This window comes from Ralstonia sp. VS2407 (assembly GCF_052950655.1).
The window spans coordinates 258,884-285,071 of record NZ_JBRFVG010000002.1 but is presented as its reverse complement, the minus strand read 5'-3'; the positions used below and the strand labels follow the sequence as shown (position 1 = coordinate 285,071).

At 64.7% G+C, this 26,188-nt stretch carries 21 protein-coding genes; 12 read left to right on the top strand and 9 right to left on the bottom strand.

What is annotated here, in order from left to right:
* Positions 1 to 14: 14 nt before the first annotated feature.
* Complete coding sequence (locus tag ACU8YE_RS04430) at positions 15 to 1,910, bottom strand: potassium transporter Kup (protein ID WP_232039680.1); 1,896 nt, start codon at positions 1,908 to 1,910, stop codon at positions 15 to 17.
* 350 nt (positions 1,911 to 2,260) lie between these two features.
* On the opposite strand from ACU8YE_RS04430, the gene ACU8YE_RS04425 reads away from it, so the two are divergent.
* Together ACU8YE_RS04425 and ACU8YE_RS04420 are read left to right on the top strand one after the other, a co-directional pair.
* The gene (locus tag ACU8YE_RS04425; protein ID WP_027679026.1) at positions 2,261 to 2,464 is read left to right on the top strand and encodes a cold-shock protein; all 204 of its coding nucleotides are present in this window, start codon (positions 2,261 to 2,263) and stop codon (positions 2,462 to 2,464) included.
* 176 nt (positions 2,465 to 2,640) lie between these two features.
* Complete coding sequence (locus ACU8YE_RS04420) at positions 2,641 to 2,847, top strand: cold-shock protein (RefSeq protein ID WP_024978714.1); 207 nt, start codon at positions 2,641 to 2,643, stop codon at positions 2,845 to 2,847.
* A gap of 76 nt (positions 2,848 to 2,923) precedes the next feature.
* On the opposite strand, the gene ACU8YE_RS04415 is transcribed toward ACU8YE_RS04420, so the two are convergent.
* The gene (locus ACU8YE_RS04415; protein WP_446928169.1) at positions 2,924 to 4,447 is read right to left on the bottom strand and encodes a CoA-acylating methylmalonate-semialdehyde dehydrogenase; all 1,524 of its coding nucleotides are present in this window, start codon (positions 4,445 to 4,447) and stop codon (positions 2,924 to 2,926) included.
* A gap of 1 nt (position 4,448) precedes the next feature.
* Positions 4,449 to 5,786, bottom strand: a complete 1,338-nt coding sequence (locus tag ACU8YE_RS04410; RefSeq protein WP_232039682.1) for an aspartate aminotransferase family protein — start codon at positions 5,784 to 5,786, stop codon at positions 4,449 to 4,451.
* Positions 5,787 to 5,941: 155 nt separating this feature from the next.
* Here ACU8YE_RS04410 and ACU8YE_RS04405 point away from each other — a divergent pair, with 155 nt between their 5' ends.
* The 4 genes from ACU8YE_RS04405 (at position 5,942) to ACU8YE_RS04390 (ending at position 10,410) form a co-directional block, all read left to right on the top strand.
* A complete protein-coding gene (locus ACU8YE_RS04405) occupies positions 5,942 to 7,345 on the top strand; it encodes an aminotransferase-like domain-containing protein (protein WP_232039683.1) in 1,404 nt (467 codons plus the stop codon).
* A 195-nt stretch (positions 7,346 to 7,540) separates the two neighbouring features.
* Positions 7,541 to 8,284, top strand: a complete 744-nt coding sequence (locus ACU8YE_RS04400) for an acetoacetate decarboxylase (protein ID WP_232039684.1) — start codon at positions 7,541 to 7,543, stop codon at positions 8,282 to 8,284.
* Positions 8,285 to 8,329: 45 nt separating this feature from the next.
* Complete coding sequence (locus ACU8YE_RS04395) at positions 8,330 to 9,115, top strand: 3-hydroxybutyrate dehydrogenase (protein ID WP_004627334.1); 786 nt, start codon at positions 8,330 to 8,332, stop codon at positions 9,113 to 9,115.
* A gap of 32 nt (positions 9,116 to 9,147) precedes the next feature.
* Complete coding sequence (locus ACU8YE_RS04390; RefSeq protein WP_232039685.1) at positions 9,148 to 10,410, top strand: DUF3734 domain-containing protein; 1,263 nt, start codon at positions 9,148 to 9,150, stop codon at positions 10,408 to 10,410.
* A 30-nt stretch (positions 10,411 to 10,440) separates the two neighbouring features.
* Here ACU8YE_RS04390 and ACU8YE_RS04385 read toward each other — a convergent pair whose 3' ends face one another.
* Together ACU8YE_RS04385 and ACU8YE_RS04380 are read right to left on the bottom strand one after the other, a co-directional pair.
* On the bottom strand, positions 10,441 to 12,552 hold the full coding sequence (locus tag ACU8YE_RS04385; protein ID WP_316870879.1) for a cation:proton antiporter: 2,112 nt from the start codon (positions 12,550 to 12,552) through the stop codon (positions 10,441 to 10,443).
* Positions 12,549 to 13,625 carry an oxidoreductase gene (locus tag ACU8YE_RS04380; RefSeq protein WP_446928168.1) on the bottom strand — a complete coding sequence of 359 codons (1,077 nt, stop codon included), beginning with the start codon at positions 13,623 to 13,625 and terminating at the stop codon, positions 12,549 to 12,551. The genes ACU8YE_RS04385 and ACU8YE_RS04380 overlap by 4 nt, the downstream gene beginning before the upstream one ends.
* Positions 13,626 to 13,891: 266 nt before the next feature.
* Between ACU8YE_RS04380 and ACU8YE_RS04375 the strand changes: the two genes are divergently transcribed.
* From ACU8YE_RS04375 to speG, 3 genes are read left to right on the top strand one after another with little or no spacing between them, the layout of a single operon-like run.
* Positions 13,892 to 16,012: a TonB-dependent receptor gene (locus ACU8YE_RS04375; RefSeq protein ID WP_446928167.1), complete on the top strand. Its 2,121-nt coding sequence runs from the start codon at positions 13,892 to 13,894 to the stop codon at positions 16,010 to 16,012.
* Between the two features lie 22 nt (positions 16,013 to 16,034).
* Positions 16,035 to 17,177, top strand: a complete 1,143-nt coding sequence (locus ACU8YE_RS04370) for a PepSY-associated TM helix domain-containing protein (RefSeq protein WP_446928166.1) — start codon at positions 16,035 to 16,037, stop codon at positions 17,175 to 17,177.
* A 55-nt stretch (positions 17,178 to 17,232) separates the two neighbouring features.
* Positions 17,233 to 17,775 carry a spermidine N1-acetyltransferase gene (gene speG / locus ACU8YE_RS04365; protein WP_260801608.1) on the top strand — a complete coding sequence of 181 codons (543 nt, stop codon included), beginning with the start codon at positions 17,233 to 17,235 and terminating at the stop codon, positions 17,773 to 17,775.
* A 16-nt stretch (positions 17,776 to 17,791) separates the two neighbouring features.
* On the opposite strand, the gene ACU8YE_RS04360 is transcribed toward speG, so the two are convergent.
* The gene (locus tag ACU8YE_RS04360; protein WP_232039691.1) at positions 17,792 to 18,508 is read right to left on the bottom strand and encodes an ArsR/SmtB family transcription factor; all 717 of its coding nucleotides are present in this window, start codon (positions 18,506 to 18,508) and stop codon (positions 17,792 to 17,794) included.
* 88 nt (positions 18,509 to 18,596) lie between these two features.
* Between ACU8YE_RS04360 and ACU8YE_RS04355 the strand changes: the two genes are divergently transcribed.
* The 3 genes from ACU8YE_RS04355 (at position 18,597) to ACU8YE_RS04345 (ending at position 21,438) form a co-directional block, all read left to right on the top strand.
* Positions 18,597 to 19,736, top strand: a complete 1,140-nt coding sequence (locus tag ACU8YE_RS04355; protein ID WP_446928165.1) for a cytochrome P450 — start codon at positions 18,597 to 18,599, stop codon at positions 19,734 to 19,736.
* A gap of 48 nt (positions 19,737 to 19,784) precedes the next feature.
* A complete protein-coding gene (locus ACU8YE_RS04350; protein ID WP_316870871.1) occupies positions 19,785 to 20,129 on the top strand; it encodes an antibiotic biosynthesis monooxygenase family protein in 345 nt (114 codons plus the stop codon).
* A 154-nt stretch (positions 20,130 to 20,283) separates the two neighbouring features.
* The gene (locus ACU8YE_RS04345) at positions 20,284 to 21,438 is read left to right on the top strand and encodes a Gfo/Idh/MocA family protein (protein WP_232039694.1); all 1,155 of its coding nucleotides are present in this window, start codon (positions 20,284 to 20,286) and stop codon (positions 21,436 to 21,438) included.
* A 53-nt stretch (positions 21,439 to 21,491) separates the two neighbouring features.
* On the opposite strand, the gene ACU8YE_RS04340 is transcribed toward ACU8YE_RS04345, so the two are convergent.
* From ACU8YE_RS04340 to ACU8YE_RS04330, 3 genes are all read right to left on the bottom strand, one after another.
* Positions 21,492 to 21,782 carry a hypothetical protein gene (locus tag ACU8YE_RS04340; RefSeq protein WP_004627354.1) on the bottom strand — a complete coding sequence of 97 codons (291 nt, stop codon included), beginning with the start codon at positions 21,780 to 21,782 and terminating at the stop codon, positions 21,492 to 21,494.
* 192 nt (positions 21,783 to 21,974) lie between these two features.
* On the bottom strand, positions 21,975 to 25,214 hold the full coding sequence (locus tag ACU8YE_RS04335) for a bifunctional cytochrome P450/NADPH--P450 reductase (protein ID WP_446928164.1): 3,240 nt from the start codon (positions 25,212 to 25,214) through the stop codon (positions 21,975 to 21,977).
* A 150-nt stretch (positions 25,215 to 25,364) separates the two neighbouring features.
* Positions 25,365 to 26,156 carry a DUF2968 domain-containing protein gene (locus ACU8YE_RS04330; protein ID WP_232039696.1) on the bottom strand — a complete coding sequence of 264 codons (792 nt, stop codon included), beginning with the start codon at positions 26,154 to 26,156 and terminating at the stop codon, positions 25,365 to 25,367.
* Positions 26,157 to 26,188 lie beyond the last annotated feature (32 nt).

Here is a 26,188-nt window from a genome sequence, read left to right as displayed (position 1 = left end):
CAGCGCGCGCGGGGCTAAATCTCCACCTTGCTCCCCAACTCAACCAAGCGGTTGGCGGGAATCCGGAAGAAGTCCGACGGCTTGGCGCTGTTGTGCTGCATCCAGGCAAACAAAGACTCTCGCCACATTGCCATGCCAGGCAGCGGTGATGGCACCACCGTGGCACGTGTAATGAAGAACGAGGTTTCCATGTCTTCAAAAACGATGCCCAGCCGTTCACCCACGTTGCGGACGATCTCGTCCACGGCCGGTGTTTCCTTGAAGCCGAAATCGACCACGGCCGTGTGGATGTCGTCGCCAATGGTCTTGATGACCAGACGCTTGGCTGGGTCCACATACGGCACGGCCAGTGTGCGGAAGTGGATGAACAGCACGCGCTTGTGCAGCACGTGGTTGTGCTTGAGGTTGTGCAGCAACGCCAGAGGCACGAAGTCGATGCTCGGCGTCAGATACACGGCGGTTCCATCCACACGATACGGTGGATGGCGCAGCAGCCCTTCCATGAACGGCTCGAGCGGAATGCCGCCTTCCACGTTGCGCGCCTTCAGCAGTTGCGTGCCCGAGTGCCACGTCACCATCAGGAAGAAGATCAGGCCGCCCAGCAGCAAGGGGAACCAGCCACCCGCGGCAATCTTGAGCAGGTTGGCCGAAAAGAACGACAAATCGACCGCCAGGAACACCGCGCCAATGCAGGCCACCAGCGACAGGCGCCACTTCCAGGCGTTGCGCATGACCACCGTGACGAGCCCTGTCGTCAGCACCATGGTGGTCGTCACCGCAATACCGTAGGCCGCCGCCAGGTTGTCGGACTTGCCGAACGCCAGCACCACCGCCACCACCAGCACCAGGAGCATGTAGTTGACCACCGGCACGTAGATCTGGCCGATTTCCACATCCGACGTGTAGAGAATTTTCATGCGCGGCGCATAGCCCAGATGCACCGCCTGCGCCGTCATCGAAAACGCGCCCGAGATGACTGCCTGCGACGCAATGACGGTGGCCGCCGTCGCCAGTAACACCATCGGGCCCACCGCCCAGTTCGGCATCAACAGGAAGAACGGGTTCTGCACGGCGCTCGGCTCGCGCAGCAGCAAGGCGCCCTGGCCAAAGTAGTTCAGCAACAGACACGGCATGGCAATGTAGAACCACGCGTAGCGGATCGGGCGCGCGCCAAAGTGGCCCATGTCGGCATACAGGGCCTCGGCGCCGGTCAGCGCCAGAAACACCGAGCCGAACACGATGAACGCCAGCACCGTATGCCGGAATCCAAATTCGATGGCATATACGGGGTTCAGCGCCACCAATATCTGCGGCGACTTCGCCACCGAAACCAGCCCCATCAGCCCCAGCAGCAGGAACCAGAGCACCATGATCGGCCCGAACAGCCGCCCCACCACGTGCGTGCCCTGCTTCTGGATCAAAAACAGGGCGATCAGCACGATCAGCGCAAGGGGCAGCACCCACTTCTGCAGCGCGGGCGCCATGATCTCCATGCCCTCGATGGCGGAGAGCACCGAAATGGCGGGTGTGATGACGGCATCGCCGTAGAACATGGCGGCCCCCAGCAGGCCGAGCAGCATCAACGTGCGTGTGAACCGGGCGCTGCCGCTGCTTGCGCGCATGGCCAGCGCCGTCAGCGCGAGGATGCCGCCTTCGCCGTTGTTGTCGGCACGCATGACGAACAGCACGTATTTGATGGACACCACCAGCGTCATGGCCCAAAAGAGCATCGACAGGATGCCGAAGACAGTCTGATCGGAAAACGGAACCCCATGCTCGGGGTTGAAGCATTCCTTTAGTGCGTACAGGGGGCTGGTGCCGATGTCCCCGAAAACCACGCCGATTGCGCCAATCACGGTGGCCATCAACGCGGGATTTTTCTTGGTTTTACTGGCTGCGGCGGTCGTCATGGGTAGGCTGCGACTGGAACGACGGGGGCGCACGCAATTTTCGTGCACCGTCTGCTGCACTGGCTTTACGGGGCGAGCCGAGTGCGGCAGAAGCCACTAAAGCTTAGGTGAAAACGCCCGGTTTTGCGCCGGTGTTTGCACCGATGGCAAGCCTGCGCCAACCCTGCTGAGCGGCAGAAAACAACGTACTCACCGGGTCTAAGCAAAAAGCTTAAAAAAACAGACTTTGACGGGGAGACGCGCCAAGCATATATTCACAAAACGATCGTTTGGCCGGTTCGGCCGGGTCTGCCTGCTGTGTTTGTATTGGCCGGCGGCCGATCGATTTCTCAACTTCACGACTCAAAATCATGGCTACTGGTACCGTCAAGTGGTTCAACGACGCAAAGGGTTTCGGCTTCATTACCCCGGATGATGGCGGCGAAGACCTTTTCGCACATTTCTCCGCTATCAATGCCGCAGGCTTCAAAAGCCTGAAGGAAGGCCAGAAGGTGTCGTTCGAAGTCACGCAAGGCCCCAAGGGCAAGCAAGCTTCGAACATCGTGCCCCAGTAACAAGGAGCACGCGGGCGCGGTAGCCCGGTTTTGGCTTGCCGCGCGGGGTTTCCTCGCGCGTGTATTGGCCGGGATATTCCGCCAGGCAGGTTGTTCAGTACGTGTTTGCCATCAAGCAGTCGGAAGGTCACCGGAAGCGGTGACCTGGTTTGACGAACCCCTATTGGGAGCATGCAATGGCCAGCCGAATTGAAGAGAACGCCGTTCAGTATGATCCGCCCGCCGGGGCAGCTGCAGAAATGCATGCTGCCCCGAGTTTCATTCGGGATTCGGAAATCCAGTTTTCGCGCTCGCAGACATTCCATGAAGGGCAGCGCGTCAGTTTTGACGTAGAGATCGGGCCCGACGGCGAACTGATCGCCGTCAACATCAAACCAATATGACACGCCGGTTTCAACTCGGCATGTTCAAAAGAAAAAGGGAGGCATTGCCTCCCTTTCTCATAGGTGATGCGCCAGATTACTTGGCTGTCGGCATCACAAATTCGGCGCCCTTGGCAATCGAATCCGGCCAGCGTTGCATCACGCTCTTGTAACGCGTGTAGAAACGAACACCTTCTTCCCCATAGGCGTGGTGGTCGCCAAACAGCGAGCGCTTCCAGCCGCCAAAGCTATGCCACGCCATCGGCACCGGAATCGGCACATTGATACCGACCATGCCCACCTGGATTTGCCGCGCAAATGCACGCGCCACGCCGCCATCGCTCGTGTAGCACGACACGCCGTTGCCGAACTCGTGCGCGTTGATCAGTTTCACCGCCTCGGCAAGATCGTGCACGCGCACCACCGAAAGCACGGGGCCGAAGATCTCTTCCTTGTAGATCGTCATCTCGGGCTTGACGTGGTCGAACAGCGTGCCGCCCGTGAAGAAGCCCTCGGCGTGGCCCTCGACCGAGTGGCCGCGGCCGTCCACCACCAGCTTGGCGCCCTCTTCCACGCCCTTGGCGATATAGCCTTCCACCTTCGCCTTGTGCGCGGCGGTGACGAGCGGACCCATTTCGCTGTCGGCCTGCATGCCGTTGCCGATCTTCAGCGCGCGGGCGCGTTCGGCAAGGCGCGGGACGAGCTTGTCAGCCACGTCGCCCACTGCCACGGCCACGGAAATCGCCATGCAGCGCTCGCCGGCCGAGCCGTAGCCGGCACCGATTAGCGCATCCACCGCTTGGTCGAGGTCCGCATCGGGCATGACGACGAGGTGGTTCTTGGCGCCGCCCAAGGCTTGCACGCGCTTGCCGCGCTTGGTGCCTTCGGCGTAGATGTATTCGGCGATAGGCGTGCTGCCGACGAACGAGACGGCCTGCACATCCGGATGCTCGAGCAGCGCGTCGACGGCATCCTTGCCGCCCTGTACGACGTTGAACACGCCATCGGGTAGGCCCGCCTGCTTGAGCAGATCGGCAATCATCAGGCTGGGGGTCGGGTCACGTTCACTGGGCTTGAGGATGAACGTGTTGCCGCATGCCAGCGCCACGGGCGCCATCCACATCGGCACCATGAACGGGAAGTTGAACGGCGTGATGCCGGCCACCACGCCCAGCGGCTGGCGCAGGTTCCAGTTGTCGATGCCGCCGCCAATGTTGTCGGTGAAGTCGGTCTTGAGCAGGTTCGGAATGCCGCAGGCAAACTCGACCACTTCAATGCCGCGCGTGACTTCGCCCTTGGCATCGGAGAACACCTTGCCGTGCTCCCGCGTGATGGCGGCAGCCAGGGCGTCCTGGTTCTGGTCGAGCAGCTCCTTGAACTTGAACAGAACGCGCGAGCGCTTGAGCGGTGAGGTCTCAGCCCAGTCCGCAGCGGCGGCGTGGGCAGCGGCCACGGCGGCGCCCACTTCGGATTTGCCGCCCAGCAGCACCTGCGCGCTCACGGCGCCCGTGGCGGGGTTGAATACATCGGCGGCGCGCGTGCCGCTGCCGGCATGGCGTTGCCCGCCGATGTAATGGCTGATGACGGACTCCGTCACGGCGGGATCAATCGGTCGGTTCATTTCAGGCTACCTCTTGCAGAACGGTACGAACGGTGTCGAAGATGCGCGCAATCTGCGCCTCTTCGATGATGAGCGGCGGGGAGAACGCCAGGATGTCGCCGGTGTAGCGCACGAGCACGCCGCGCTCCAGGCACTTCAGGAAGACTTCGTAAGCGCGCGCGCCTACGGCGCCCGGCCGCGATTCCAGCTCGATGCCGGCGACCAAGCCCAGGTTACGGATGTCCTTCACATGCGGCGCGCCCTTGACCGAATGCGCCGCGGCTTCAAACGCCGGCGACATCGCACGAGCGCGCTCGAACAGCCCTTCGCTGCGATACAAATCGAGCGCGGCCACCGCCGCTGCCGCCGCCAAGGGGTGCGCCGAATACGTATAGCCGTGGAATAGCTCAATCGCGCCCGGCGCGCCCGCGTCGACCACGGTGTCGTGTACCGACTGGCGAACGGCTACGGCGCCCATCGGCACGGCAGCGTTGTTGATGCCCTTGGCCATCGTCAGCAAATCGGGCGTCACGCCAAAGAACTCCGCCGCCGTTGCCGCGCCCAGGCGGCCAAAACCCGTGATGACCTCATCGAAGATCAGCAGGATGCCGTGCTTGTCGCACAGCGCGCGCAGGCGTTCCAGATAGCCTTTGGGCGGCACCAGCACGCCCGTGGAACCTGCCAGCGGCTCGACGATGACGGCGGCAATGGTCGACGCGTCATGCAACGTGACAAGGCGCTCCAGCTCGTCGGCAAGGTGCTCGCCCCAGGCCGGCTGGCCCTTGGAGAAGGCGTTGTGCTCGGGCGCATGCGTGTGCGGCAGGTGGTCTACACCCGGCAGCAGGTTCGCCGAAAACGCCTTGCGGTTTGGCGAGATGCCGCCGACCGAGATGCCGCCGAAGCCCACCCCGTGATAACCGCGCTCGCGGCCGATCAGGCGTGTGCGCTGCCCTTCGCCCCGCGCGCGATGGTACGCCAGCGCAATCTTGAGCGCCGTATCCACCGCTTCCGACCCCGAGTTGACGAAGAAGATGCGGTTCAACCCTTCCGGCATGATCTCGGCGACTTTCTCTGCCGCGCGGAATGCCAGCGGGTGCCCCATCTGGAAGGTGGGTGCGAAATCCAGCGTGGCGGCCTGCGCGGTGATGGCGTCGACGATTTCCTTGCGGCAGTGGCCGGCGTTGACGCACCAGAGGCCGGCGGTGCCGTCCAGCACCTCGCGGCCATCGCCGTCACGGTAATACATGCCCTGGGCCGAGGTCAGCAGGCGCGGTGCGGCCTTGTACTGGCGGTTGGCCGTGAACGGCATCCAGAAGTAAGACAGATCAGTGGTCTCCAGCGGGTGCGGTGCGGGTTTCATCGGTCACTCCGGAAAAACAGCGGAAAGGGAATGGACTGGCAAGCCAGCCGTTGGAGCAAACTGTACAGAGTCACATGCGACACGGACATGCACAGATGGCGGTTCTATAAGAAACTGTATAGGCGCCCACCACCGCTCTCGTGCCGCACCGCAACATGCAACTCGAACTCGATCCTTCTCATCCCCAGCGTACGTTGGTCGACCAGATCGTCCAAGGCATTCGTGCGGCGGTCGACAACCATACCCTGCTGCCAGGCACGCGGCTGCCTTCCGTGCGCAAGTTGGCACAGGCCCACGATGTAAGCACCTTTACGGTGGCGGAGGCCTACACGCGGCTGGCGGCGCTGGGCGCCATCGTCGCGCGGCCGCGCTCGGGCTACTTGGTGGCAGCGCGCACCCCCACCCAACCGGCGCCCGTGGCCCCGCGCTGGGAGCCGCCCACACTCAACGCAGCGTGGTTGCTGTCGGATGTGTTTGCCGATCGCTCCATCGCCATCAAACCGGGCTGCGGCTGGCTGCCGAATGACTGGCTGGACGAGCGCGGCGTGCAGGAAGCCATGCGCGCGGTGAGCCGTGTTTCCGCGCTTCGGGTGGCGGGCTACGGACATCCATGGGGCTATGCGCCCTTGGGTGAATACGTTGCGCAGTCGCTTGCGCTGCGGGGTCTGCCGGTGGAGCGCTCGCAAGTGCTGCTGACCAGCGGCGCCACGCAGGCGCTCGACCTGATCGTCCGCACCCTGTTCAAAGCCGGCGACGTCGTAGCCGTGGATGATCCGGGCTACTGCAACGTGCTCCAGGTGCTCAAGCTGGCCGGCCTGCGCGTGATCGGGGTGCCACGCACGCCAGAGGGGCTCGACACAGCCGCATTGGAAACCATCCTGCGCGCCGACGATGCCGACCGGCCGCGCGCCCTCTTCACCAGCTCCGTGCTGCAGAACCCCACCGGCTCCTCGATGACGGCGCAGAACGCCTATCGCGTGCTGCAGCTCGCCGAGCAACACGGCCTTTGGATTGTCGAAGACGACTTGCACCGCGAACTGGCCGACCCCGCCGCACCGATGCTGGCCTCGCTCGACGGCCTGCGCCGCACGCTGTACGTGAGCGGCTTCTCCAAGACGATCTCGCCCTCATTGCGCGCGGGCTATGTGGTGGCCGACGCCGCCATCACGCGCGAGCTTGCGCGTACCAAGATGGCCGTGGCGCTCACCTCGTCGGAAATCACGGAGCGCATCGTGCACGCTTTCGTCACGCGCCCCGTCTATGCCGAGCATGTGGCGCGGCTGATTGCACGACTGGGAGAAGCGCACACGCAAGTCGAAGCCCTCATGCGCCAACATGGTGCTGAATTGTTCGATACACCAGGGCGCGGCCTCTTCCTGTGGGCCCGGCTGCCGGGCCACGCAGATGCCTCTGCGCTGGCCAATCGGGCCATCGATCACAACATCTGGCTTGCACCGGGACAGTATTTCCGGCCGCATGACGAGCCCAGCCCGTGGCTGCGCTTCAACGTGGCTTACTCCGCTGAGCCGGCGCTCTGGGAATTTCTCTCCCACGCGTAATGGCGCATGCCCTGCATGGGTCGCAATGACGTATTGCATGCAATCAATCACGTGACTGGCACTCAAACGTGAAATCGGCGTGACCGGATGGTGGCAGCGTCACACAAGCGCGACACGATGCGCTGTCGCCTACCGTTCTCTTGCGTCGTACCGATTCCCAACGCCACCTGCAGCCCAACCTGCACAAGGAGTGCCATGGACATCAAAACCGTCCGCGAAACCGCGTTCGCAATGCCGCTCACGAGCCCCGCATACCCGCCAGGCCCGTACCGCTTCATCCACCGCGAATTCTTCATCATCACGTATCGCACCGACCCGGCCAAGCTGCGTGCCATGGTGCCGGAGCCGCTGGAAGTGCCCGAACCGCTGGTCGCCTACGAGTTCATCCGCATGGCCGACTCCACCGGCTTTGGTGATTACACCGAGAGCGGCCAGGTGATTCCCGTCACCTACGAAGGCAAGCCCGGCACGTACACGCTGGCGATGTATCTGGACGACCATCCGCCCCTGGCCGGCGGCCGCGAGATGTGGGGCTTCCCGAAGAAACTCGCCTCGCCCAAGCTGGTGACCGACAAGGACACGCTGATCGGCACGCTCGACTACGGCCCCGTGCGCGTGGCAACCGGCACCATGGGCTACAAGCACCGTGAGCTGGATCTGGCAGAGCAGAAACGCCGCCTGGAGCGCCCAAACTTCCTGCTCAAGATCATTCCGCACGTGGACGGCAAGACCGCGCGCATCTGCGAGCTGTCGCGCAATTACATGATCGACATCGACATGAAAGGTGCATGGACCGGCCCCGCGTCGCTGGAACTGGCGCACCATGCGCTGGCACCCGTGGCCGAACTGCCCGTCCTGGAGATTGTCGAAGCCCGGCACATCATTGCAGACCTGACCCTTGGCATGGGCGAGGTCGTGTTCGATTACCTCGCGCAGTAACGCCTGCCCGACGCCATTTTTTCCGTCAACCCTCGGAGTACACACATGTCTGATTTGAAAGGCAAAGTCGCCGTCGTCACGGGTGCCGCCAGCGGCATCGGCAAGCAAATCGCCCTCACGCTCGCCAATTCGGGCGCGGCCATCGCCATCGTTGACCTGAACGAAGACGGCGCCAAGGCCGTCGCCAAGGAAATCACCGATGCAGGCGGCAAGGCCATCGGCCTGCGCATGGACGTGACCGACGAACAAGCCGTGGACAGCGGCATCGATCGCGTGGCTGAAGAACTCGGCTCGGTCGACATCCTCGTCTCCAATGCCGGCATCCAGATCGTCAACCCGTTCGTGAGCTACTCGTTTGCCGACTGGAAGAAGATGCAGGCGATCCACGTCGATGGCGCGTTCCTGACCACGCGTGCAGCGCTGCGCCATATGTACAAGGACGACCGCGGCGGCGTGGTGATCTACATGGGCTCGGTGCACTCGCACGAGGGCTCGCCGCTCAAGTCGGCCTACGTGGCGGCCAAGCATGCGTTGCTCGGCTTGAACAAGGTGCTGGCCAAGGAAGGCGCAGCCCATAACGTGCGTTCGCATGTGGTGTGCCCCGGTTTTGTGCGCACGCCGCTGGTCGAAAAGCAGATTCCCGAGCAAGCGAAGGAACTCGGCATCAGCGAAGACGACGTCGTGAAAAAAGTCATGCTGGGTGATACCGTGGACGGCGTATTCACCACGGTGGAAGACGTGGCCGAGACGGTGCGCTTCCTGGCCACGTTCCCGAGCGCCGCGCTGACCGGCCAATCGTTCGTGGTGAGCCACGGCTGGTTCATGCAGTAAGTCTGAGCACACGCAAGGAGGTTGGAGGAGATATGCCCGCACCCAAACTACGCGTGGCCGCAAGCAAGCGGCCCACGCCGGCAGAATCGTCGCGCCCGGCAGATGCGCCGCTCACCACGGCTCAGCGGATCGTGCTGCCCGCGTACGAGAACATTGCGCTGGTGCTGCAAGGCGGCGGCGCGCTTGGCTCGTACCAGGCCGGCGTGTTCGAAGGGCTGGACGAAGCCGGCATCGTGCCGAACTGGATTGCGGGCATCTCCATCGGGGCATTGAATACGGCCATCATTGCCGGCAATGCGCCCGAGCATCGGCAAGCGAAGCTGCGTGAGTTCTGGCAGATCATCACGCAGCCGACGTTCTCGCCGCCGCTGCCTGACATCCTGGAAAACGCCTGGTTTGACGGCAACGCGCATCTGCGTAAATGGCTGACCGCCATGCAGGCGGCAGACACGCTGCTTGAAGGCCAGCGTGGCTTTTTTACGCCGCGCTTTCCTGCCCCGCTTCCCGCCAACGAAATCGACCCGCTCGAAGCCAGCTATTACGACACCACGCCGCTCAAGGCGACGCTGGAACGCCTGTGCGATTTCGACCGCATCAACGACGGCGGCATTCGCGTGTCAGTGGGCGCCGTGAACGTCCGCACGGGCAACCTGGAAGCCTTCGACAACACCGAGCGCCGCCTGCGCGCGGAGCACTTCATGGCATCAGGCGCGCTGCCGCCGGGCTTTCCGCCCGTGCTGATCGACGGTGAGTATTACTGGGACGGCGGTGTGGTCTCCAACACGCCGCTGTCGTATGTGCTGGGCTCCAAGCCGCGCCGCGACACGCTGGTGTTTCAGGTGGACCTCTGGAGCGCGCTGGGCCCTGTGCCCAATACGATGATCGGCGTGGCCAGCCGCCAGAAGGACTTGCAGTACTCCAGCCGCACGCGGCTTACCACCGACTGGATGGAGCGTTCGCAATCCACCCGCCGGTTGATACGGAAGCTGCTCGATCATCTTCCTCCCAAGGAGTTCGAGCGCACGCAGTGGTACAAGCACGCGCAGGAAATGGCCTGCACCAAGCGCTACAACGTCTTCCACCTCATCTACGCGGCCAAGGAACACGAAGGCCCCGGCAAGGACATCCAGTTCGGGCCGTCCACCATGCGAGACCACTGGGCCTCGGGCCTTGCCGATATTCGCGAATCGCTCTCGCATCCGGAGTGGCTGGAGATGCCCGATAACGACACGGGCTTCGTCACGCACGACATCCACCGCCATCCGGGCGTGGAGCGGGAAGACAAGCGGCTCTGAGCTGTTCGCCGCTGAATCACCCGAGTTGCGCTATTTCTGTGCGGGCGGCATGTGCAATGCAGTCGACAGCGGCGGCCGCGGCAGCGCGGCCGTCCATGCACGGCGGATCACCGCGCTGATCTGCTTGTAGACCTCTTTCGAGATCACGGTTTCGGCCAGCATCGTGTCGATCTTGCTCTGGCCGATGTAGAGCGCGAACAGCACGAGCAGGCGCTTTTCCAGAGCGGCGCTGTAGTCGCCAAACTTTCCGCGCAGCTCCGCCAAGCCCTCTTCCGCCGCCTCGATCCGGGCAATCAAGACGCCGTCGAGCAGGTCTGCCATGCGCTCACCCAGCACGGGCTGCAGCGATGCACGGTTGTACGCGCGCAAGCGCTCCAGCACCGTCTGGCGGCAAATAAGCAATTCAAAGCGATCAGCCAGGGCGTTGGCCAGCGGGCGGTCGATATGCACCACGCGGTGCAGCCAGACCGCGAACCGGTAGCCGGCGTGCTTGGCCAGGATGCGCCGCGATGCGCGCTTGTAGCCCAGGCGCCCCTCTGTGCGGGCCGCGTCGATCATGTCCGCGGTGTTGCGCATCATCGCGTCAAGGTTCCGGATGGAGACAAGGCCGTTGCCGTACTCGGGAATCAACTCGCGCTCACGCGTGGCGAGTGAAACGAGGCCGATGGTCAGGCGCTCGCGTTCGGACAGCGCCTCCTCAAGGTTCAGCTCGACCGCGCCGGCCGCGACCTCTCGCCGATACACCTCCGCAGCCTGGTCCGTCGCGCCCGAGGTGAAATGAAAGTGCCCGCCGATGCGGCGCATGGTCGATTCCACTTCCTCTGTCGACATGTTCAGCGCCTGGCCCTGCAGGGCCTGCTCTTGCGGCGACAACTGATCCAACCCCAGTTGGCGCATCACCCAGCGCAGCGTGGCGCCGTTGAAGAGCACGCTCACTAGAACAAAGCCGGTGGCCAGGATGGTGACGAAATGGCGATCCGCCTCGCGCACAGCCTGGTTCTCCGCCACACCCAGCGCCAGCACCAACGTGACGGCGCCACGCAGGCCGCCCCATGCAATCGCAAGCTTGTAGGCATGGCTGACCGGCGCAGAGAGCTTGAGCCACGCGAGCGCGGGCAACAGGCCAAACAGCACCGCAAGACGCGCCGCAAGCGCGGCCAACACAATCACCGCCAGCCACAGCGCGTCTTTCCCCACCACGCCGTGCAACAGCTCCGGCACGCGCACCGCAGCCAGCAGAAAGACCACCGCGCCGGCCAGCGCTGCAATCTGCTCCCAGATGAGCTGCAGGTGTGACCAGTTGCGCGGCGTGAGGCGCGTGCGCCCCAGCGCGCCGATCACCAGCCCCGCGCACACCACCGACACTACGCCCGACACGCCCAGCACGTTTTCGGCCACGAGATACAGCGGATACGGCAATGCCAGTGTCCACGCGGCTTCGGCTTGAGCAATGCCGCGCAGCGCGGGCAGCAGAAATGCGGCGATGCGCCCGGCAACCAACCCGAACACCACGCCGCCACCGAACGCCTTGGCCAGTTCGCGCAGACCGGTGCCAACGGAGGCATCACCGCCGTTTCCCGTCAGCATGGCAAGCAGCACGCCCATGATGGCAATGGCTGCGGCGTCGTTGAGCAGCGCCTCACCCTCCACCAGGCGGATCAGCCGCGCCGGCGCGCCCACGTCGCGGAACACCGCAATCACGGCGGAGGGATCCGTCGTGGCAATCATCGCGCCAAGCAGCAGGCACGTGACGATGCCGAACGGCGTGACGGCGGCCGCAGCGAGTCCGATCACGCCTGTGGCAACCACCACGGCCACGATGGCCAGCATCAGGATCGGCGCGGCATCCGGCGCCATGCTCCGCACATCGACCGACAGCGCCGCCTGAAACAGCAGCGGCGGCAGGAACAGCCACAGGTACGCCTCTGCCGGCCAACTCGGATCGACGAGCGGCGCGAAGAACGTGGCCGCAAAAGCAGGCGCGCTGCTGCGCAAGATGACATAGGCGCCGCCGATACCGATGCCCGCGAGCGCCAGCAATGTCGACTCCGGCAGCGTCAGTCGCGAGGCCAGCATCTGCACCAGCGCCACCACGGCGAGCAAACCGCCCGCCACCAGCAACAGGATGACGACGCCGTTCACGAGGCGGTCTCCCGCACAGCCAGCCAATCCGCGCGTTCGGCATCGGTCAGATCCGGCACGACCGCAGTGCCGGTTTCGGCGGCGGCCACGGCAGCTTCAAGCACGGCCATGACAGCCACGGCCTGCACGGGCGGGACAGGGTTTGCTCGCCGGCCGAGGATGGCGTCGCGCACTGCGGCGTAGTAGGCGCGCTGGTCGCCCGCCGGCGTTGCGATGCTGGTTTCGGTCGATGTTGCGCCGTCGATCAGCAGGCCTGCGTCATCGTCCACGCCCCAGCCTTGCGCGCCAGGTTTCATGCCGGCAAGCAGCTGCGCTTCCTGCTGATCCATCCGGCGCTTGATGAACGAACCGCGCGTGCCATGAACGACCCAGCGCGGCGAGCCGCCCGCCACCAACATGCTCGCGTGAAGCACGGCGCGCCGCTCGCCCATTTCCAGGACGACATGCGCCCAGTCCGGCGTTTCAGCGCTCGGCCGCTGGCGTGCAAACGAAGCGCTCACCGCATCCGGCAGGCCAAGCAGTAGCAGCGCCTGGTCGATCAGGTGCGGGCCAAGATCGAACCAGATGCCCGTGCCCTGCCCCGCCTGCTCGCGCCAGCGGGCGCGCACCTGGGGGCGATAGCGGTCGAAATGCGCCTCGACGTGCATGGCTTCGCCAATGGCGCCACCCGCAATCGCGGCTTGCACAGCGAGGAAATCGCTGTCCCAGCGGCGGTTCTGGAAGACCGACAGCACGCGCCCCGCCTCACGCGCCACCCGAGCCAGATGCCGCGCCTCTGCCAGCGTGACGGTAAACGGCTTGTCCACGACGACATGCTTGCCGGCGCGCAACGCGGCTTCGGCCAACAGTGCATGACGGTCGTTGGGCGCGGCAATGACGACGAGGTCGGCTTGCGCATGCGTGGCCGCCGCGTCGGGCGTGCAGACCACGACATTGGGCCGATCCGCACGCACGGCTTCTGGCCGGTTGGAACCGATGACCTGCAAATGCAGCCCGGGCGTGGCGTCGATCAACGCGGCGTGAAAGAGCTTGCCGGCGTAGCCGTAGCCCACCAAAGCGGCTCTCAATGGCATCTGATGTGATGAAGGCGACATGTATAAAAAATGGCAGAAAGCAGGCGAATGAGACGTTCGAGGCGCAACTTGGTGCCCAGAATCTTGCGGTGAGCCATGAAAAATTGCCGGTCACAAGATCGGCAAACGTTGCCCATCGTCAAAAAGCGGTTTTAACTCTCTTGTAAATAGGAATTGTTCTCATTATTATCTGCGCCTTCACATTCTGAAGGCGCCAACCTCGGGGGAGGAGTCGCGCTGTCCTTTTTCACTTTACGGGAACTGCAATGCCGCCGAAACGTTTGTGCCTGTCTCTGGCCGTCCTTGGAACGCTGCCGTTTGCCCAGGTGGCAACTGCCGGCGACACCGTTGCCGCAGCCGACGCCGGCACGTTGCCGACTTCCACGGTCAAGGGTACGCGCAGCAGCACCAGCTACGACACGCCCATCGCCAACACGGCCACGAAGATTCCCGTGCCGCTGCGCGAGATTCCGCAGTCGGTGAACGTCGTGCCGCGTGCAGTGATCCAGGACCAGGGTGCGCTGTCGATCAACGACACGCTGCGCAACGTGCCGGGCGTGTCGGCATCGCTGGGCGATGCGCAGCGTGATCAGGTGACCATTCGCGGATTCTCGTCGATCAATGATCAGTACGTCGACGGTCTGCGCGACGACTCGCTCTACTTCCGAGATCTGTCCAACATCGACCGCATTGAAGTGCTGAAAGGCCCGGCGGCCGTGCTGTATGGCCGTGGCTCATCCGGCGGCATCATCAATCGCGTCACCAAGAAACCGCTGGCGACGCCGCTGGCAGAGGTGGGCGTGGTGGTAGGCACCGAGCGCCAGAAGCGCGCGGAGTTCGACCTGAACACGTCCATCAACGACGACGCCATCCGCGCGCGCATTACCGGCGCGGTCGAGGATTCGGGCGGTTTCCGCAACGACTACTTCCTGCGCCGCCAGGCCATCTCGCCGTCGTTTTTGTTCAACCTCGCGCCGGATACCAAGCTCACGGTGCAGTTCGACTACCTGCACGACAAGCGTATTGCAGACCAGGGCGTGCCGTCGTACCACGGTCGCCCTGTCGACGTACCGATCGAGACACGCTATGGCTCCGCCAATGCCGCAGCCGGCAATGTGGAGTCCACCGTCAAGAGCGTGACCGGCACGCTGGACCACCGCTTCAACGACAAATGGTCGTTCCACAGCGTGGTGCGCAACTACGAATACTCGCTCGGCCGCAACAACTACACGACGATCAGCCGCGTTACCGATGGGCCGATCCCGACCGTCACGCTCGCCGTCAACCAGCGCAACCGCAGCGACCGCGGCACGCTGTGGCAGAACGAGCTGACGCAGAAGGCCGAGACCTGGGGCATCCAGCACACGCTGCTGTACGGCATCGAGCTGGGTTACCAGGACAAAAGCGACCGCGTGGCCGCTGCGCCGGGCAGCACGACGTACAACCTGTTCAACCCGACGCTGCAGGTGTTGCCGACCGTACCGGGCAACGCAGTTCCAACCAACTACGGCCTCTCGCACAACGAGACGTATGCGGCGTACGTGCAGGACTTGATCAAGTTCTCGCCGCAATGGACGGTGCTCGCCGGCCTGCGCTATGAAATCCTCAAGCAGAGCCGCGACGACCTGACCGCGCGCAATGTCGATCTGTCACGCACCGACAAGCCGGTCAGCCCGCGCCTGGGCGTGGTGTATCACCCGATCGAGCCGCTTTCGCTGTACGCGTCGTACAGCCGCTCGTTCCAGCCGCTGGCCGATAGCTTCACCTTCTTCCCGAACAGCGGCGCGCTGGCCCCGCAATCGACAACGAACTATGAGATCGGCGCCAAGTACGATCTTTCGGCAGGCGCGAGCGTGACGGCCGCGCTCTTCGACATGAAGCAGACCAACCTGACTGCGGCAGATCCGGTCACGCTGCTGGGCGTGCCCATCGGCACGCAGCGCACGCGCGGGCTGGAGCTGTCGTTCACGGGCGAGATCGTGAAAAACTGGTCGCTGATGGCGAGCTATGCCTACCTGAACGGCCGCCTGGAAAACCCGAACGACCGCAGTGGTGGCGTGGCGGTCAACGGCAACCAGCCGTCGCTCACGCCGCGGCATAGCGGCTCGGTGTGGCTCAAGCACGATCTGCCGAACGGCTTCTACGTGGCCGGTGGCGTGCGTGCGGAAGCAGCACGTTACGCATCGCAGTACAACGTAACGACGCTGCCCGGTTACATGACCGTCGACCTGGGCGCCGGCTATCGCAGCAAGCATCTTGATGTCACGCTGAACCTGCAGAACCTGTTCAACCGTGCGTACTACGTGTCGGCGCACGGCGGCGCCGAGAACTACAACATGCCGGGCGCCCCGCGCATGGCGCTGCTCGGCGTGCGCTACAAGATGTAAGCGTCGAACAGGCGAACGGGCGATGCTGCGACGGGTGCTCTTCCGCTTGCACTGGCTGATCGGGTTGTCAGCCAGTGTGGTGCTGGCCATCGTTGGCGCCACCGGCGCGCTGATGGCCTACGAAGACGAACTGTTGCGCGCGCTCAATCCCGGCGTGCTCAGCCTGCCCCCGCGCAGCGGCCCTGCACCGACGCTGCCGCATGTTGCTGCGCAGGCGCGCGCTGCCATGCCGGATCGCCCCGTCACCTTCATCACCGCCGCATCCGACCCAACCCAGCCGTGGCGTGTCTGGTATGCCTGGCCGCCGGGCAAACACGGCGGCAGCAGCCGCGGAGAGCTGCGCTACATCGATGCCGCCACCGGCACGTTGCTGCCCGAAGCTCGCGGCCAGCGCTTCTTCGCCACCGTCAAGCTGCTGCACCGGACATTGCTTGCGGATGAGATCGGCAAGCAGATCGTAGGGGCGAGCACGATTGGGCTCGTCGTGATGACGCTGTCGGGCCTGTACCTGCGTTGGCCGCGTCGCGTCACGAACTGGCGAAGCTGGTTCGTTATCCGATGGAGCCGCGCGGGCCGCATCCGCTGGTGGGACGTGCACACCGTCATCGGCACGCTCGTGCTGCCGCTGTATTTGCTGGCTGCCTTCAGCGGGCTGTATTGGGCGTATGACTGGTACCGCGATGGCCTGCAGCGCTTGGCCGGCATGCCGGTCATGGCCAAGGCAAAACCCGTGGAAGGCCAGCGACAACCGCTCGGAAGTGCGGCATTGGAGCGCACCTGGAACGTTTTCCTGGCCAACGCGTCGAACTATGGAACGGCCACCCTCCGCATCGACGATGCCCTCACGGGCAAGGTCGATATCAATTGGCTCCCGGCCAATGCCCCGCACGACCGCGCCTTCAACCGCTTGACGCTGGACACCAGCACCGGCGCAGTCCTCCGCAACGAATCCTTTGCCGACAAGCCGCCGATGCAACGCCTGCTGGCCGGTATGTTGCCACTCCACAATGGACGCTACTTCGGACCGATCGGCGTCGTGCTAGTGTTGATCGGAGCGTTGATGCTGCCGGTATTTGCGGCAACCGGGTGGTGGCTCTACCTGGATCGGCGCCGACGCGCGCAACCGCAGCGCAAACACGCATCCGCAGCGACACGTCCTTGCTGACAACGTAAGGGGGTCGACGCGATGTCGGGCGCCTCAACACAACAAGGACAACACCATGGTGATCGAAAAATCCCGAGACCTCTGCCTGCGCCCGCTCGAGCGCAATGACCTGCGTTTCGTACACGAACTGAACAACGACGCCAAGATCATGCGTTACTGGTTCGAAGAACCGTACGAAACCTTCACCGAACTCTCGCAACTCTACGACCGCCACGTGCACGACCAGCGCGAGCGCCGCTTCATCTGCGAGAACGATGCCGGCGAAGCCGTGGGTCTGGTCGAGTTGATGGAGCTGAACTACATCCACCGCCGCGGCGAATTCCAGATCATCATCGCGCCCGGCTGGCAAGGTCACGGCTATGCATCAACCGCAACGCGACTGGCGATCGACTATGCATTCATGGTGCTGAATCTGCACAAGCTGTATCTCGTAGTCGATGTGGTGAACGAACGCGCGATCCACGTGTACGAGAAATGCGGCTTCCAGCGCGAAGGCGAACTGATCGAGGAGTTCTTCAGCAACGGCGCGTATCACAACGCGCTTCGCATGTGCGTGTTCCAGCGCGACTACGTCAAGTCGATCCGCAGCGCCAGTTGACGCACAACAGCGAGGCCTACGCCGTGCGCAGCCACGCATGCAATTCGCGCTGCCCGACCTCGGTCATGTTCAAGGCCCGCGAATGCTTTTGCCGCGCCAGCCACCCCAGCGCGATGCAGCGCTCCGCCACGGCGGCCCCGAGCGCGCCCGCAAGATGCGGGCGGCGTTCACTCCAATCCATGCAGCCGTAAGCGAAGCGGCGTCGGCCGTTGCGCAGTGCATTCACGTCAACGCCGATGGCTGCCAGAGCCTGTTCACCTTCGGGCGTGACGTCGTAGGCGCCGTGCGTTGCATCGAGCTGCGTCAGCCAGCCGCGCGACAGCAGCTTCTCCGACACCTCGGTGCCGAGCTGCCCGGCCAGGTGGTCATAGCACAGGCGCGCCGCACGCAGGTTCTCAGGCACCGTCGAGCGTCGTGGGTCGGCCGGTTTTTCAGGCGCGACCACCAGCAGCGATTCGATCATCTCCGCCACCGCCGGAGAGCGCAGCCCGAAGTATTTGTAGCGCCCGCTCGACAACGAGGTGATGAGCGCATCGGCCTCAAGCCGGCGCAAGTGCGCGCTGGCCGTGGCCGGCTCCACGCCCGCGCCGTAAGCCAGCTCCTTGGCGGTAAGCGAGCGGCCTTCCATCAACAGCAGCAGCATGCGGATGCGGGTCGGGTCGCCAATGGTGGCGGCCACGCGGCCGATGTCCGGCTGGGTTGTCGATTCAGTGGCTGGGGAAGATGCGGTCATGGTTCGATGGAGACCAAACTGTTGGCGCGTGACACGCGGGCGGGCAGTCCAGAGAATGAGAGCCATCTTACTCCCGCGCCCCACGCTGATGACCGCCCTCGACACCGCCCCGCCCGCCGACGCGCTGCAAGCCATCGTGCATGCCGACCCTGCCCCCTACTACGCCGAACTGGCCGCCAGGCGTCCGTTCTTCTTCGATGCCGCACTCGGCTGGTGGGTTGCCGCCAGTGCTGAGGCCGTCGATGCCGTACTGGGGAGCACCGCGTGTCGTGTACGGCCTCCAGGAGAGCCCGTGCCTAAGGCCGTGGCCGCAACGCCCACCGGCGCATTCTTTGGCCGCCTCGTGCGCCAGATCGACGGACCTGACCACAGCACGCGCAAGGCCAAGGTAATGGCCGCGCTGGGCCGACTGGATGTGTCTGCGCTGGCCGGCCACGCGCAGCGGCATGCGCGCACTGCGCTGCCCGACGCAGCGAGCCTGGATGCTGCGCTGGATACCGATGCTCACTTCCGCGTACCGCTCGCCACGATCGCGCAAACACTGCTGGGCGACCACGCCGATACACCTGCCTGCCAGGCTGACATTGCCGCGTATCTGGCGGCGTTGGGCCCGGGCGCCAGCGCAGCCGCCGTTGCGCAGGCCGATGCAGCCGTCGACCGCCTTCAGCACCGCTTTGCCACCTCCCCGCTCACCGGCGGTAGCGATGACAGCGACGCCGAGATCGCCAATCTCGCCGCCCTGCTCGCGCAAACCTACGACGCCTGCGCCGGGCTGCTCGGCAACTGCATCGTCGCGCTGTCGCGGCACGCTGGCTTGGCGACCCGGCTGCGCGCACAGCCGCACGCCATTGAGCCCTTCGTGCGTGAAGTTCTGCGCCGCGACGCCCCTGTGCAGAACACACGCCGCTTCGTCGCACACGATGTCGTGCTGCTCGGCCAGCCGCTGCGCGCGGGCGACAAGATCCTGGTGCTGCTAGCCGCTGCCAACCTGGATGGCACAGCCAACCCGGACCCACTACGCTTGGACATCGACCGCGCAGAGCCGCGCCTGTGGACGTTCGGCGGCGGCGTGCACCGCTGCCCCGCCGATGCATTGGCGACCACCATCGCGCGCGAAACGGTGCTGCATCTGCTGAGCCTGCCGGATGTCGACCGATGGCTTGCGGGCCTTGGCGAGGTGGCGTATCGCCCGTCGCCCAATGCGCGCATTCCCAGCTTTCAAGCTTGAAGTTGCACCCACGAAGACATCACGAAAACACCCCACAGGAGACTTGCCATGATCGCCGTCATCTTCGAAGTCGAACCCGCACCAGGCCAGCGCGATACCTACCTCAACCTGGCCGCACGTTTGAAGCCGTTGCTCGAGCAGGTCGACGGCTTCATCTCGGTGGAGCGTTTCCAGAGCATCACGAACCCGAACAAGATGCTCTCGTTGTCGTTCTTTCGCGATGAAGAGGCCGTGAAGGCGTGGCGCAACATGGAGCAGCACCGCGGCGCCCAGCACGCCGGCCGCGACCATGCGTTTGCGGACTACCGGCTGCGCATCGCCCACGTGGTGCGCGACTACGGCATGACCGAGCGCGACCAAGCCCCCACCGACAGCCGCGCCGAACACGTTTGAGCGCACCGCACTGCGCTCGAACATGGCCCGGTGTGACGCCTTTTACGCTCACCGGGCACCACCTTTGCTTAGTCAGTTAGAACCCGCACGGCCAAGCGCGCCGCACCACGGCATCGGCAGGCCCTCCGTGCGCAACGATTGCAAAGGAATTGTCATGTCTACCGCTTTTCATGAAGCTGAACGTGAGCCGCAAGTCGCTCCAGCCCGCACCGTTCAGAGCCCCGTGCGTTATGCCGTGGTCGGCGCCGGGTGGATTTCGCAGGCGGCGTTTCTGCCGGGCGTAGCGCAGAGCGGCAACTCCGTCGTCACCGCGCTGGTCACCGGCGATGAAGCCAAGGCCACGGCGCTGGCCGACCGCTACGGCATCGAGCACGTCCACGGTTATGCCGACTACGACCAGTTGCTCTCCTCCGGAGATATCGACGCGATCTACCTGGCGCTGCCCAACGACATGCACCGCCAATACGCCCTGCCCGCCCTGCAGCGCGGCATCCATGTCTTGCTTGAAAAGCCCATGGCAACCAGCGAGGCGGATTGCGAAGCGATGATCGAAGCGGCCCGCAACGGCAACGCAAAGCTGATGATCGCCTACCGGCTGCACTTTGAGCCCGCCACGCTGGCCGCCATTGAACTCGTACGCGCAGGCAAGCTGGGGCGCATCCGCGCGTTCTCGGCCATGTTCAGCCAATCGGTCGCGCCGTCCAACCACCGCGCCAGCCACGGCTATTGGGCCGGGCCTGTGTCGGACATGGGCGTGTACCCCATCAACGCGGTGCGCAATCTGTTTGGCGAAGAGCCGGTGGAGGTTTCCGCCTGTGGGGTGCGCGACCCCGAGCTGCCCTTCAATTTTGATGACACCGTCAGCGTCACGCTGCGCTTTGCCGACCACCGCATCGCCCAGTTCGTGGTCAGCTATAGCGGCGCCAGCATGGACCAGTACCGCATCCTCGGCACAAAGGGGGACCTGGAAGTCTCGCCCGGCTTCATGTTTGGCGTGGGGTTGAAGTACCGCGCCACCATCGACGGCAAGACGCACGAACAAGCCTTCGACGCCACCGACCAGTTTGGCGGCGAGCTGCAGTATTTCTCCGATTGCATCCTCAACAACCGTGAGCCTGAGCCCAATGGCGAGGAAGGCTTGGCCGACGTGCGCGTGCTGGCCGCCATCGAGCGCGCGCTGGAATCCGGCCAACCGCAAAACCTTGGGCCGTTCCAGCGTCAGGGCCGCATGGAAACCGCGCAGGTGCGCAAGCTCCCGCCCGTGCCCCCGCCGGAACTGGTGGACGCGGCTGAACCCAGCAAGGGATAACAGTCAGGGAAAGAAAAACGCCCGCAACGAACGGCGGGCGTGGGATTCAGGATTTACAGCTTGATGCGCTGGACGGCGTCTCGCATGCGCTTGCGGATCGAGACATCCGAATTGGTGTTGCTGCTGGAGCCGTCGGTTTCCATGGCGTTATCGCAACGCCATTCCGTGGCTTCGCCGTTGTCGGTCAGCGCACAGACGCGGTGGGTCCAGCGGTCCCACACGAACACATCGCTGCCGGCTTCGCCAGAGAGCAGCGGCTCAAAACGGTACATCCACAAGTACCCGACACCCAGCAGGGTGACCAGAAAGATCGCCATCCAGGACGCTTTGATTCGGCGCCACATTCTCATTTCTCCTCGTGGAGCCACTGCGCCGGACGCGCCTGACAGGGCGTCGCTGGGCCAAAAGTGCATTGCTCCGAGGGGCAAATCGTAACATGGGGCACCCCCGCCCCTGCTCAAGCGGGGCCATCAATGCGGCAGTGCCGCAACACCCACACCCGCTATCGGCGCCCTATCAGCGCCCTATCAGCGCCCTCAATTGAAGACGTCCTGGCGGTAGCGGCCGGATTGCATCTGCGTCGTCAACCAGCCTGACGCGGTCTCAAGGTCGCTACCGTAGCGCGCCTGGTGCATGCGGATCAGCGTGTCGCGCACCGCCGGTGCCATCGCACGGCCGTCGCCACACACGTACAACGTGGCGCCGGCATTGAACGCCGCCCAAACGGCTTCGCGCGCGTCCCACAGCGCATGCTGCACGAAGCGATGCGGATGATCGGCCACGCACGAATACGCCGGGAAGACACGCACCACGCCTGCGTTTTCCCACGCGCGCAAGGTGTCGCGGTAGAGGAAGTCGTGCTCGGGGTGGCGGCAGCCGAAGCACAGGAGCGACGTTGCCACCGCCTCCCCTGCCGCCTGCTGCGCGGCGCGCTCCTCCAAGAAGCCACGGAACGGCGCGATGCCCGTTCCGGCGCCGATCAGCACCATCGGCTTACCGGCATCGGCATCGGGGGCAAACGGCGGGTTGGGCGTGCGCACGGCGGCGGCGATCTCCGCGCCTGCACGCAGCGTCATCAGGTAGTTCGATGCCGTCCCGCGATACGTGCCGACTCCAGACCATGCCGGCCCCGACACCGTGCCCACCGTGAGCGCTGCCACACCCGGCGACACATGCGCCGACGACGCAATGGAATAGAAGCGCGGCCGCATTGCGCCGAGCCGCGCGAGAAGCGCCTCCAGCGTCAGCTCGATCGCGGGGAAGCGGATCAGCAGGTCGAGCACGCTGACATGCGCGATTTGAATGTCACGGTCGAAGCGCTCGGCCGCGTCATCGCCTTCCAGCCAGACGGCAAGCTGACCACGCGTGAACGGACAGCGCGTGGCTGCATGCAGCGCGGTGATATCGCGCACGGTAGCGGTGTCCTGCAGCTCGACGAAATCACGCAGCAGCTGGCGCACGGACACCGCCTGGTTGAGCGGCAAGTGCCGCACGTGAGCATGGCGCGCGGTCAGCGTGACGAGCGCGTCGCCCTCCAACCCGAGTCGCACGATGGCCGCGTCGACACGGTCGTCGGCATTGCGCGGGTAGACGGCGAGGTGGTCTCCGGTGGCGTAGGTCACGCCGTCGGGCAACCGCACGGTGAGGTGACGCGTGGGGCCGCGCGGGGCTTCCTGCGTGAAGTCCCAGAGGCCCGTGGGGTCGCTGACGAGTTCTTCGTTGGCGAGCACCGTCATCGCACGTGCGGCGGGCGGCAGCGTAGCGGCGCGTACGGCATCGGGAGCGAGATACTCGACGTGGACCGAGGAGCCATCGGCTTGTGCCTGGCGGGCACCCAGGGCGCTCCACAGGCCGCGAGTCCAGCCATCGACAGCGGCGTCGAAGCCGGCGTTTCCATCAGCCTCGCCGCGCGGCACGATGGCGTGTGCGCCGGCTGCAGAAAGCATCGCTTCCACCCGCTTCGGAAACGCCTGGAACGCGGGCCATTGCGAGTTGCCGCAACCAAGGACGGCATAACGCAATCCTGTTGCCTGCCGCGTGAGCGCATCAGCGGCATCCAGGCGCGCCTCCAGCGTGCGGGCGCTATCCGGCGCGCGGCCGTTGTAGGTGGCGGCCACCACGATCAGCACGCCCTGCTGCGGCAGCGCGTCGGCAATCGTGTCCAGCGGCGCGACCTTGGCGTCGAAGCCGGCGCGCGATGCGGTGGCAGCAAGCTGCTCAGCGATGTCCTGGCAAGTGCCCAGGCTGCCGCCGTACAGCACATGCATCGGTTCGCCACCGCCGGCAAGTGCGGCCTCGGCGTCGTCTTGCGTGACAACCTCTGTGCCCGAAGGCATGGCGATCGACAGCCGCTCCCGCGCATTGCGCAGCCGAGCGCGCAGGCGGAAACCGTCCGGTTTGAGCGTCAGCGTTTCCTTGATGTGGAAGCCGTAATCGTAAGGGTCGGACAGCGCAAAGCGCTGCAGGATCACCGCCAGCGCGAGCTTGGCTTCGGTCAACGCAAACTGGCGGCCGATGCAGGCACGCTCGCCATTGCCGAAGGGCTTGTAGGCGTGCGGGTGGAGCTTGGCTTCGTTCTCCGGCAGGAAACGGTCGATATCGAAGACTTCTGGGCGGTCCCACACCGCCGGGTCGCGGTGCAGGGCCAGCAGCACGGTCACCACGCGCTGGTCCTTGCGGATGGCGTAGCGACCGCCGATGCGCGTGTCTTCGTAAGGCGCCACGCCAAAGCTCGGCGCAGTCGGCCACAGGCGCAGCGTTTCCTTCAACACGCGCTCGATCACGTCGAGCTGCGCGAGGTGCACATACTGCGGCACGGTATCGCCCGGCAGCACGCGGTCAACCTCGGCATACGCCTGCGCCAGCACGGCTGGATGACGCAGCAGCATGTACAGCGCAAAGGTCAGCAGGCCGCTCGTAGTTTCATGCCCAGCAATCAGGAAGGTGATGACCTGGAAGCGGATGTTCGTGTCATCCAGCGGCTCGTCCGACACGGGATCGCGGGCGTTGAGCATCAGCCCGAGCAGGTCGCTCGCGCCGATGCCGCCATCTTTTGCCTGACGGCGTGCTCGAATCACCTCGTCCACCAGTTGGTGCATGGCGGCCACGTCGTGCGCAAACCGGCGATGGTGCTCGCGCATGAAGCGGTCTTTGAGCGGCAGGCGCGTGAGCTTGCCCATGGCTTCGGACAGCACACCCACCATGGCCGCCAAGAACGGATGCAGCTCCGGCGTGTTGAACGAATCGAAGCGGTATCCGAAGCCCGCCAGCGAGATGGTGTCGAGCGTGAGCCGCGTCATGTCGTCGGCCGCGGGGATATCGGCGTCGGGCCCCTGACGCGCCCATTTGTCGGCCAGCCTATTGGCCACTTCGAGCATGACGTCGAAGTAGCCCTTCATCGCGCGCTGGCTGAAGGCCGGCAGCAGAATGCGATGCGCCTTGCCCCAGTTGGGCTCGTCCTGATGCGCGGTGAAGAGGCCATCGCCCGCCCCCGCCCGCAGGAACGACAGCGGTGGCCCGATCAGCTTGCGAAAGCGCGTTTCGTCGCACAGTTCGGCCACCAGATCGGCGGAATAGACGAACGGCACGCGCCGCCCGGCAAAGTCGAGTTGGTACAGGCCTTGGGGAAACTGCCGGCTGGTTTCCAGAAGTGTCTGGGCCAGGCGGTCTTTGGGAAGTTGAAGCAGGTTGCCCAGCCACGGCAAGCCCTTGGGCTGCGGGATGGGCGCCGCCGTTGCGGGCGAAACATTGGCGGGTAACTCGGAGGCGGAACGCATGCGCGGTCGACTGCGAAAATGGATTGTCCGCCAATGTACGCGCCGCCCCGCTCGGTATCAAACAAAGTCGCCATGTTTGAATGCAGGCCCCTAAAAGTGAATCGGGCGACCCGTAGGCCGCCCGATCTGGGGATGAAGTGAAGCGTTGAATCAGCGACGGCGCGGCTGTGGACTGAACGGCGCGTTGACTTGCGCTTCGAGTTCGCGGATCTGACGCTGCAATTCGTCGACGCGGGCGCGAGCGGCGCGGCGTTCGATATCCAGCGCTTCGGCTTCCGTACGGGCAGTCTTCTGCCGTTCCTGCGCCTGAGCCTGCTGCTGACGCTGGATGTCCAGGTCGGTCTTCAGACCACGGAGCTTTTCCTGCTGGGCGGCAATCTGGCGCTCGGAACGCTCTTTCTGGGCTTCCAGGCGAATGCGCTGCAGTTCCAGATCGGCCATCGTGCGGGTCTGCTTGGCGAAGTCGTTGTACAGGCGCTCAGCAGAGGCTTCGTTGGTGGTCTTGATGACACGCCAGAGATCCTTCTGTTGGAACAGCGTGACGTAGTAGGTCAGGTCACTCTGGGCAAACAGCAGGCTGGCACCGTAGGCCCCGTTATAAGTCGTACGCAACTCTGACAGTTCGTGCGCCTGCATGCGCTGTTGCAGCTCGAATACGGCGCTGCTCGGGGCCGGAGCGCCGGTGCGGGCCGCGCTGCCGGGCGTGGCTGGGGCACTGGCGGCGGGTGCCGTTGCCGCCGGCTGGCCAACCGTGGCCGTCAACGCCGGCACGGGCGCGGCGGCGGCAATCGGTGCAATGGCGGTGGGCGGTGCAGCCGGGCTCTGCGCCACAGCCGAAGTACAGGCGGCCATACCGGCCATGACTGAAACCGCGGCCGCGATGGCCAATCCCCTCTGAAACGCCTGGTGCGACGCTTTCCCTGATTGTTTTTGTGTTCTCATCTCGACCCTGTGGATTCTGCGCAGGTGTTGCA

What these genes read in the sequence shown, in the direction of transcription:
- ACU8YE_RS04405 (WP_232039683.1), top strand. Translation starts at nt 5,942, where the DNA reads ATGCAACTCGAACTCGATCCTTCTCATCCCCAGCGTACGTTGGTCGAC.
- ACU8YE_RS04375 (WP_446928167.1), top strand. Translation starts at nt 13,892, where the DNA reads ATGCCGCCGAAACGTTTGTGCCTGTCTCTGGCCGTCCTTGGAACGCTG.
- ACU8YE_RS04360 (WP_232039691.1), bottom strand. Translation starts at nt 18,508, where the DNA reads ATGACCGCATCTTCCCCAGCCACTGAATCGACAACCCAGCCGGACATC.
- ACU8YE_RS04355 (WP_446928165.1), top strand. Translation starts at nt 18,597, where the DNA reads ATGACCGCCCTCGACACCGCCCCGCCCGCCGACGCGCTGCAAGCCATC.
- ACU8YE_RS04330 (WP_232039696.1), bottom strand. Translation starts at nt 26,156, where the DNA reads ATGAGAACACAAAAACAATCAGGGAAAGCGTCGCACCAGGCGTTTCAG.
- ACU8YE_RS04410 (WP_232039682.1), bottom strand. Translation starts at nt 5,786, where the DNA reads ATGAAACCCGCACCGCACCCGCTGGAGACCACTGATCTGTCTTACTTC.
- ACU8YE_RS04350 (WP_316870871.1), top strand. Translation starts at nt 19,785, where the DNA reads ATGATCGCCGTCATCTTCGAAGTCGAACCCGCACCAGGCCAGCGCGAT.
- ACU8YE_RS04345 (WP_232039694.1), top strand. Translation starts at nt 20,284, where the DNA reads ATGTCTACCGCTTTTCATGAAGCTGAACGTGAGCCGCAAGTCGCTCCA.
- ACU8YE_RS04430 (WP_232039680.1), bottom strand. Translation starts at nt 1,910, where the DNA reads ATGACGACCGCCGCAGCCAGTAAAACCAAGAAAAATCCCGCGTTGATG.
- ACU8YE_RS04390 (WP_232039685.1), top strand. Translation starts at nt 9,148, where the DNA reads ATGCCCGCACCCAAACTACGCGTGGCCGCAAGCAAGCGGCCCACGCCG.
- ACU8YE_RS04400 (WP_232039684.1), top strand. Translation starts at nt 7,541, where the DNA reads ATGGACATCAAAACCGTCCGCGAAACCGCGTTCGCAATGCCGCTCACG.
- ACU8YE_RS04335 (WP_446928164.1), bottom strand. Translation starts at nt 25,214, where the DNA reads ATGCGTTCCGCCTCCGAGTTACCCGCCAATGTTTCGCCCGCAACGGCG.
- ACU8YE_RS04425 (WP_027679026.1), top strand. Translation starts at nt 2,261, where the DNA reads ATGGCTACTGGTACCGTCAAGTGGTTCAACGACGCAAAGGGTTTCGGC.
- speG (WP_260801608.1), top strand. Translation starts at nt 17,233, where the DNA reads ATGGTGATCGAAAAATCCCGAGACCTCTGCCTGCGCCCGCTCGAGCGC.
- ACU8YE_RS04370 (WP_446928166.1), top strand. Translation starts at nt 16,035, where the DNA reads ATGCTGCGACGGGTGCTCTTCCGCTTGCACTGGCTGATCGGGTTGTCA.
- ACU8YE_RS04415 (WP_446928169.1), bottom strand. Translation starts at nt 4,447, where the DNA reads ATGAACCGACCGATTGATCCCGCCGTGACGGAGTCCGTCATCAGCCAT.
- ACU8YE_RS04395 (WP_004627334.1), top strand. Translation starts at nt 8,330, where the DNA reads ATGTCTGATTTGAAAGGCAAAGTCGCCGTCGTCACGGGTGCCGCCAGC.
- ACU8YE_RS04380 (WP_446928168.1), bottom strand. Translation starts at nt 13,625, where the DNA reads ATGCCATTGAGAGCCGCTTTGGTGGGCTACGGCTACGCCGGCAAGCTC.
- ACU8YE_RS04340 (WP_004627354.1), bottom strand. Translation starts at nt 21,782, where the DNA reads ATGTGGCGCCGAATCAAAGCGTCCTGGATGGCGATCTTTCTGGTCACC.
- ACU8YE_RS04420 (WP_024978714.1), top strand. Translation starts at nt 2,641, where the DNA reads ATGGCCAGCCGAATTGAAGAGAACGCCGTTCAGTATGATCCGCCCGCC.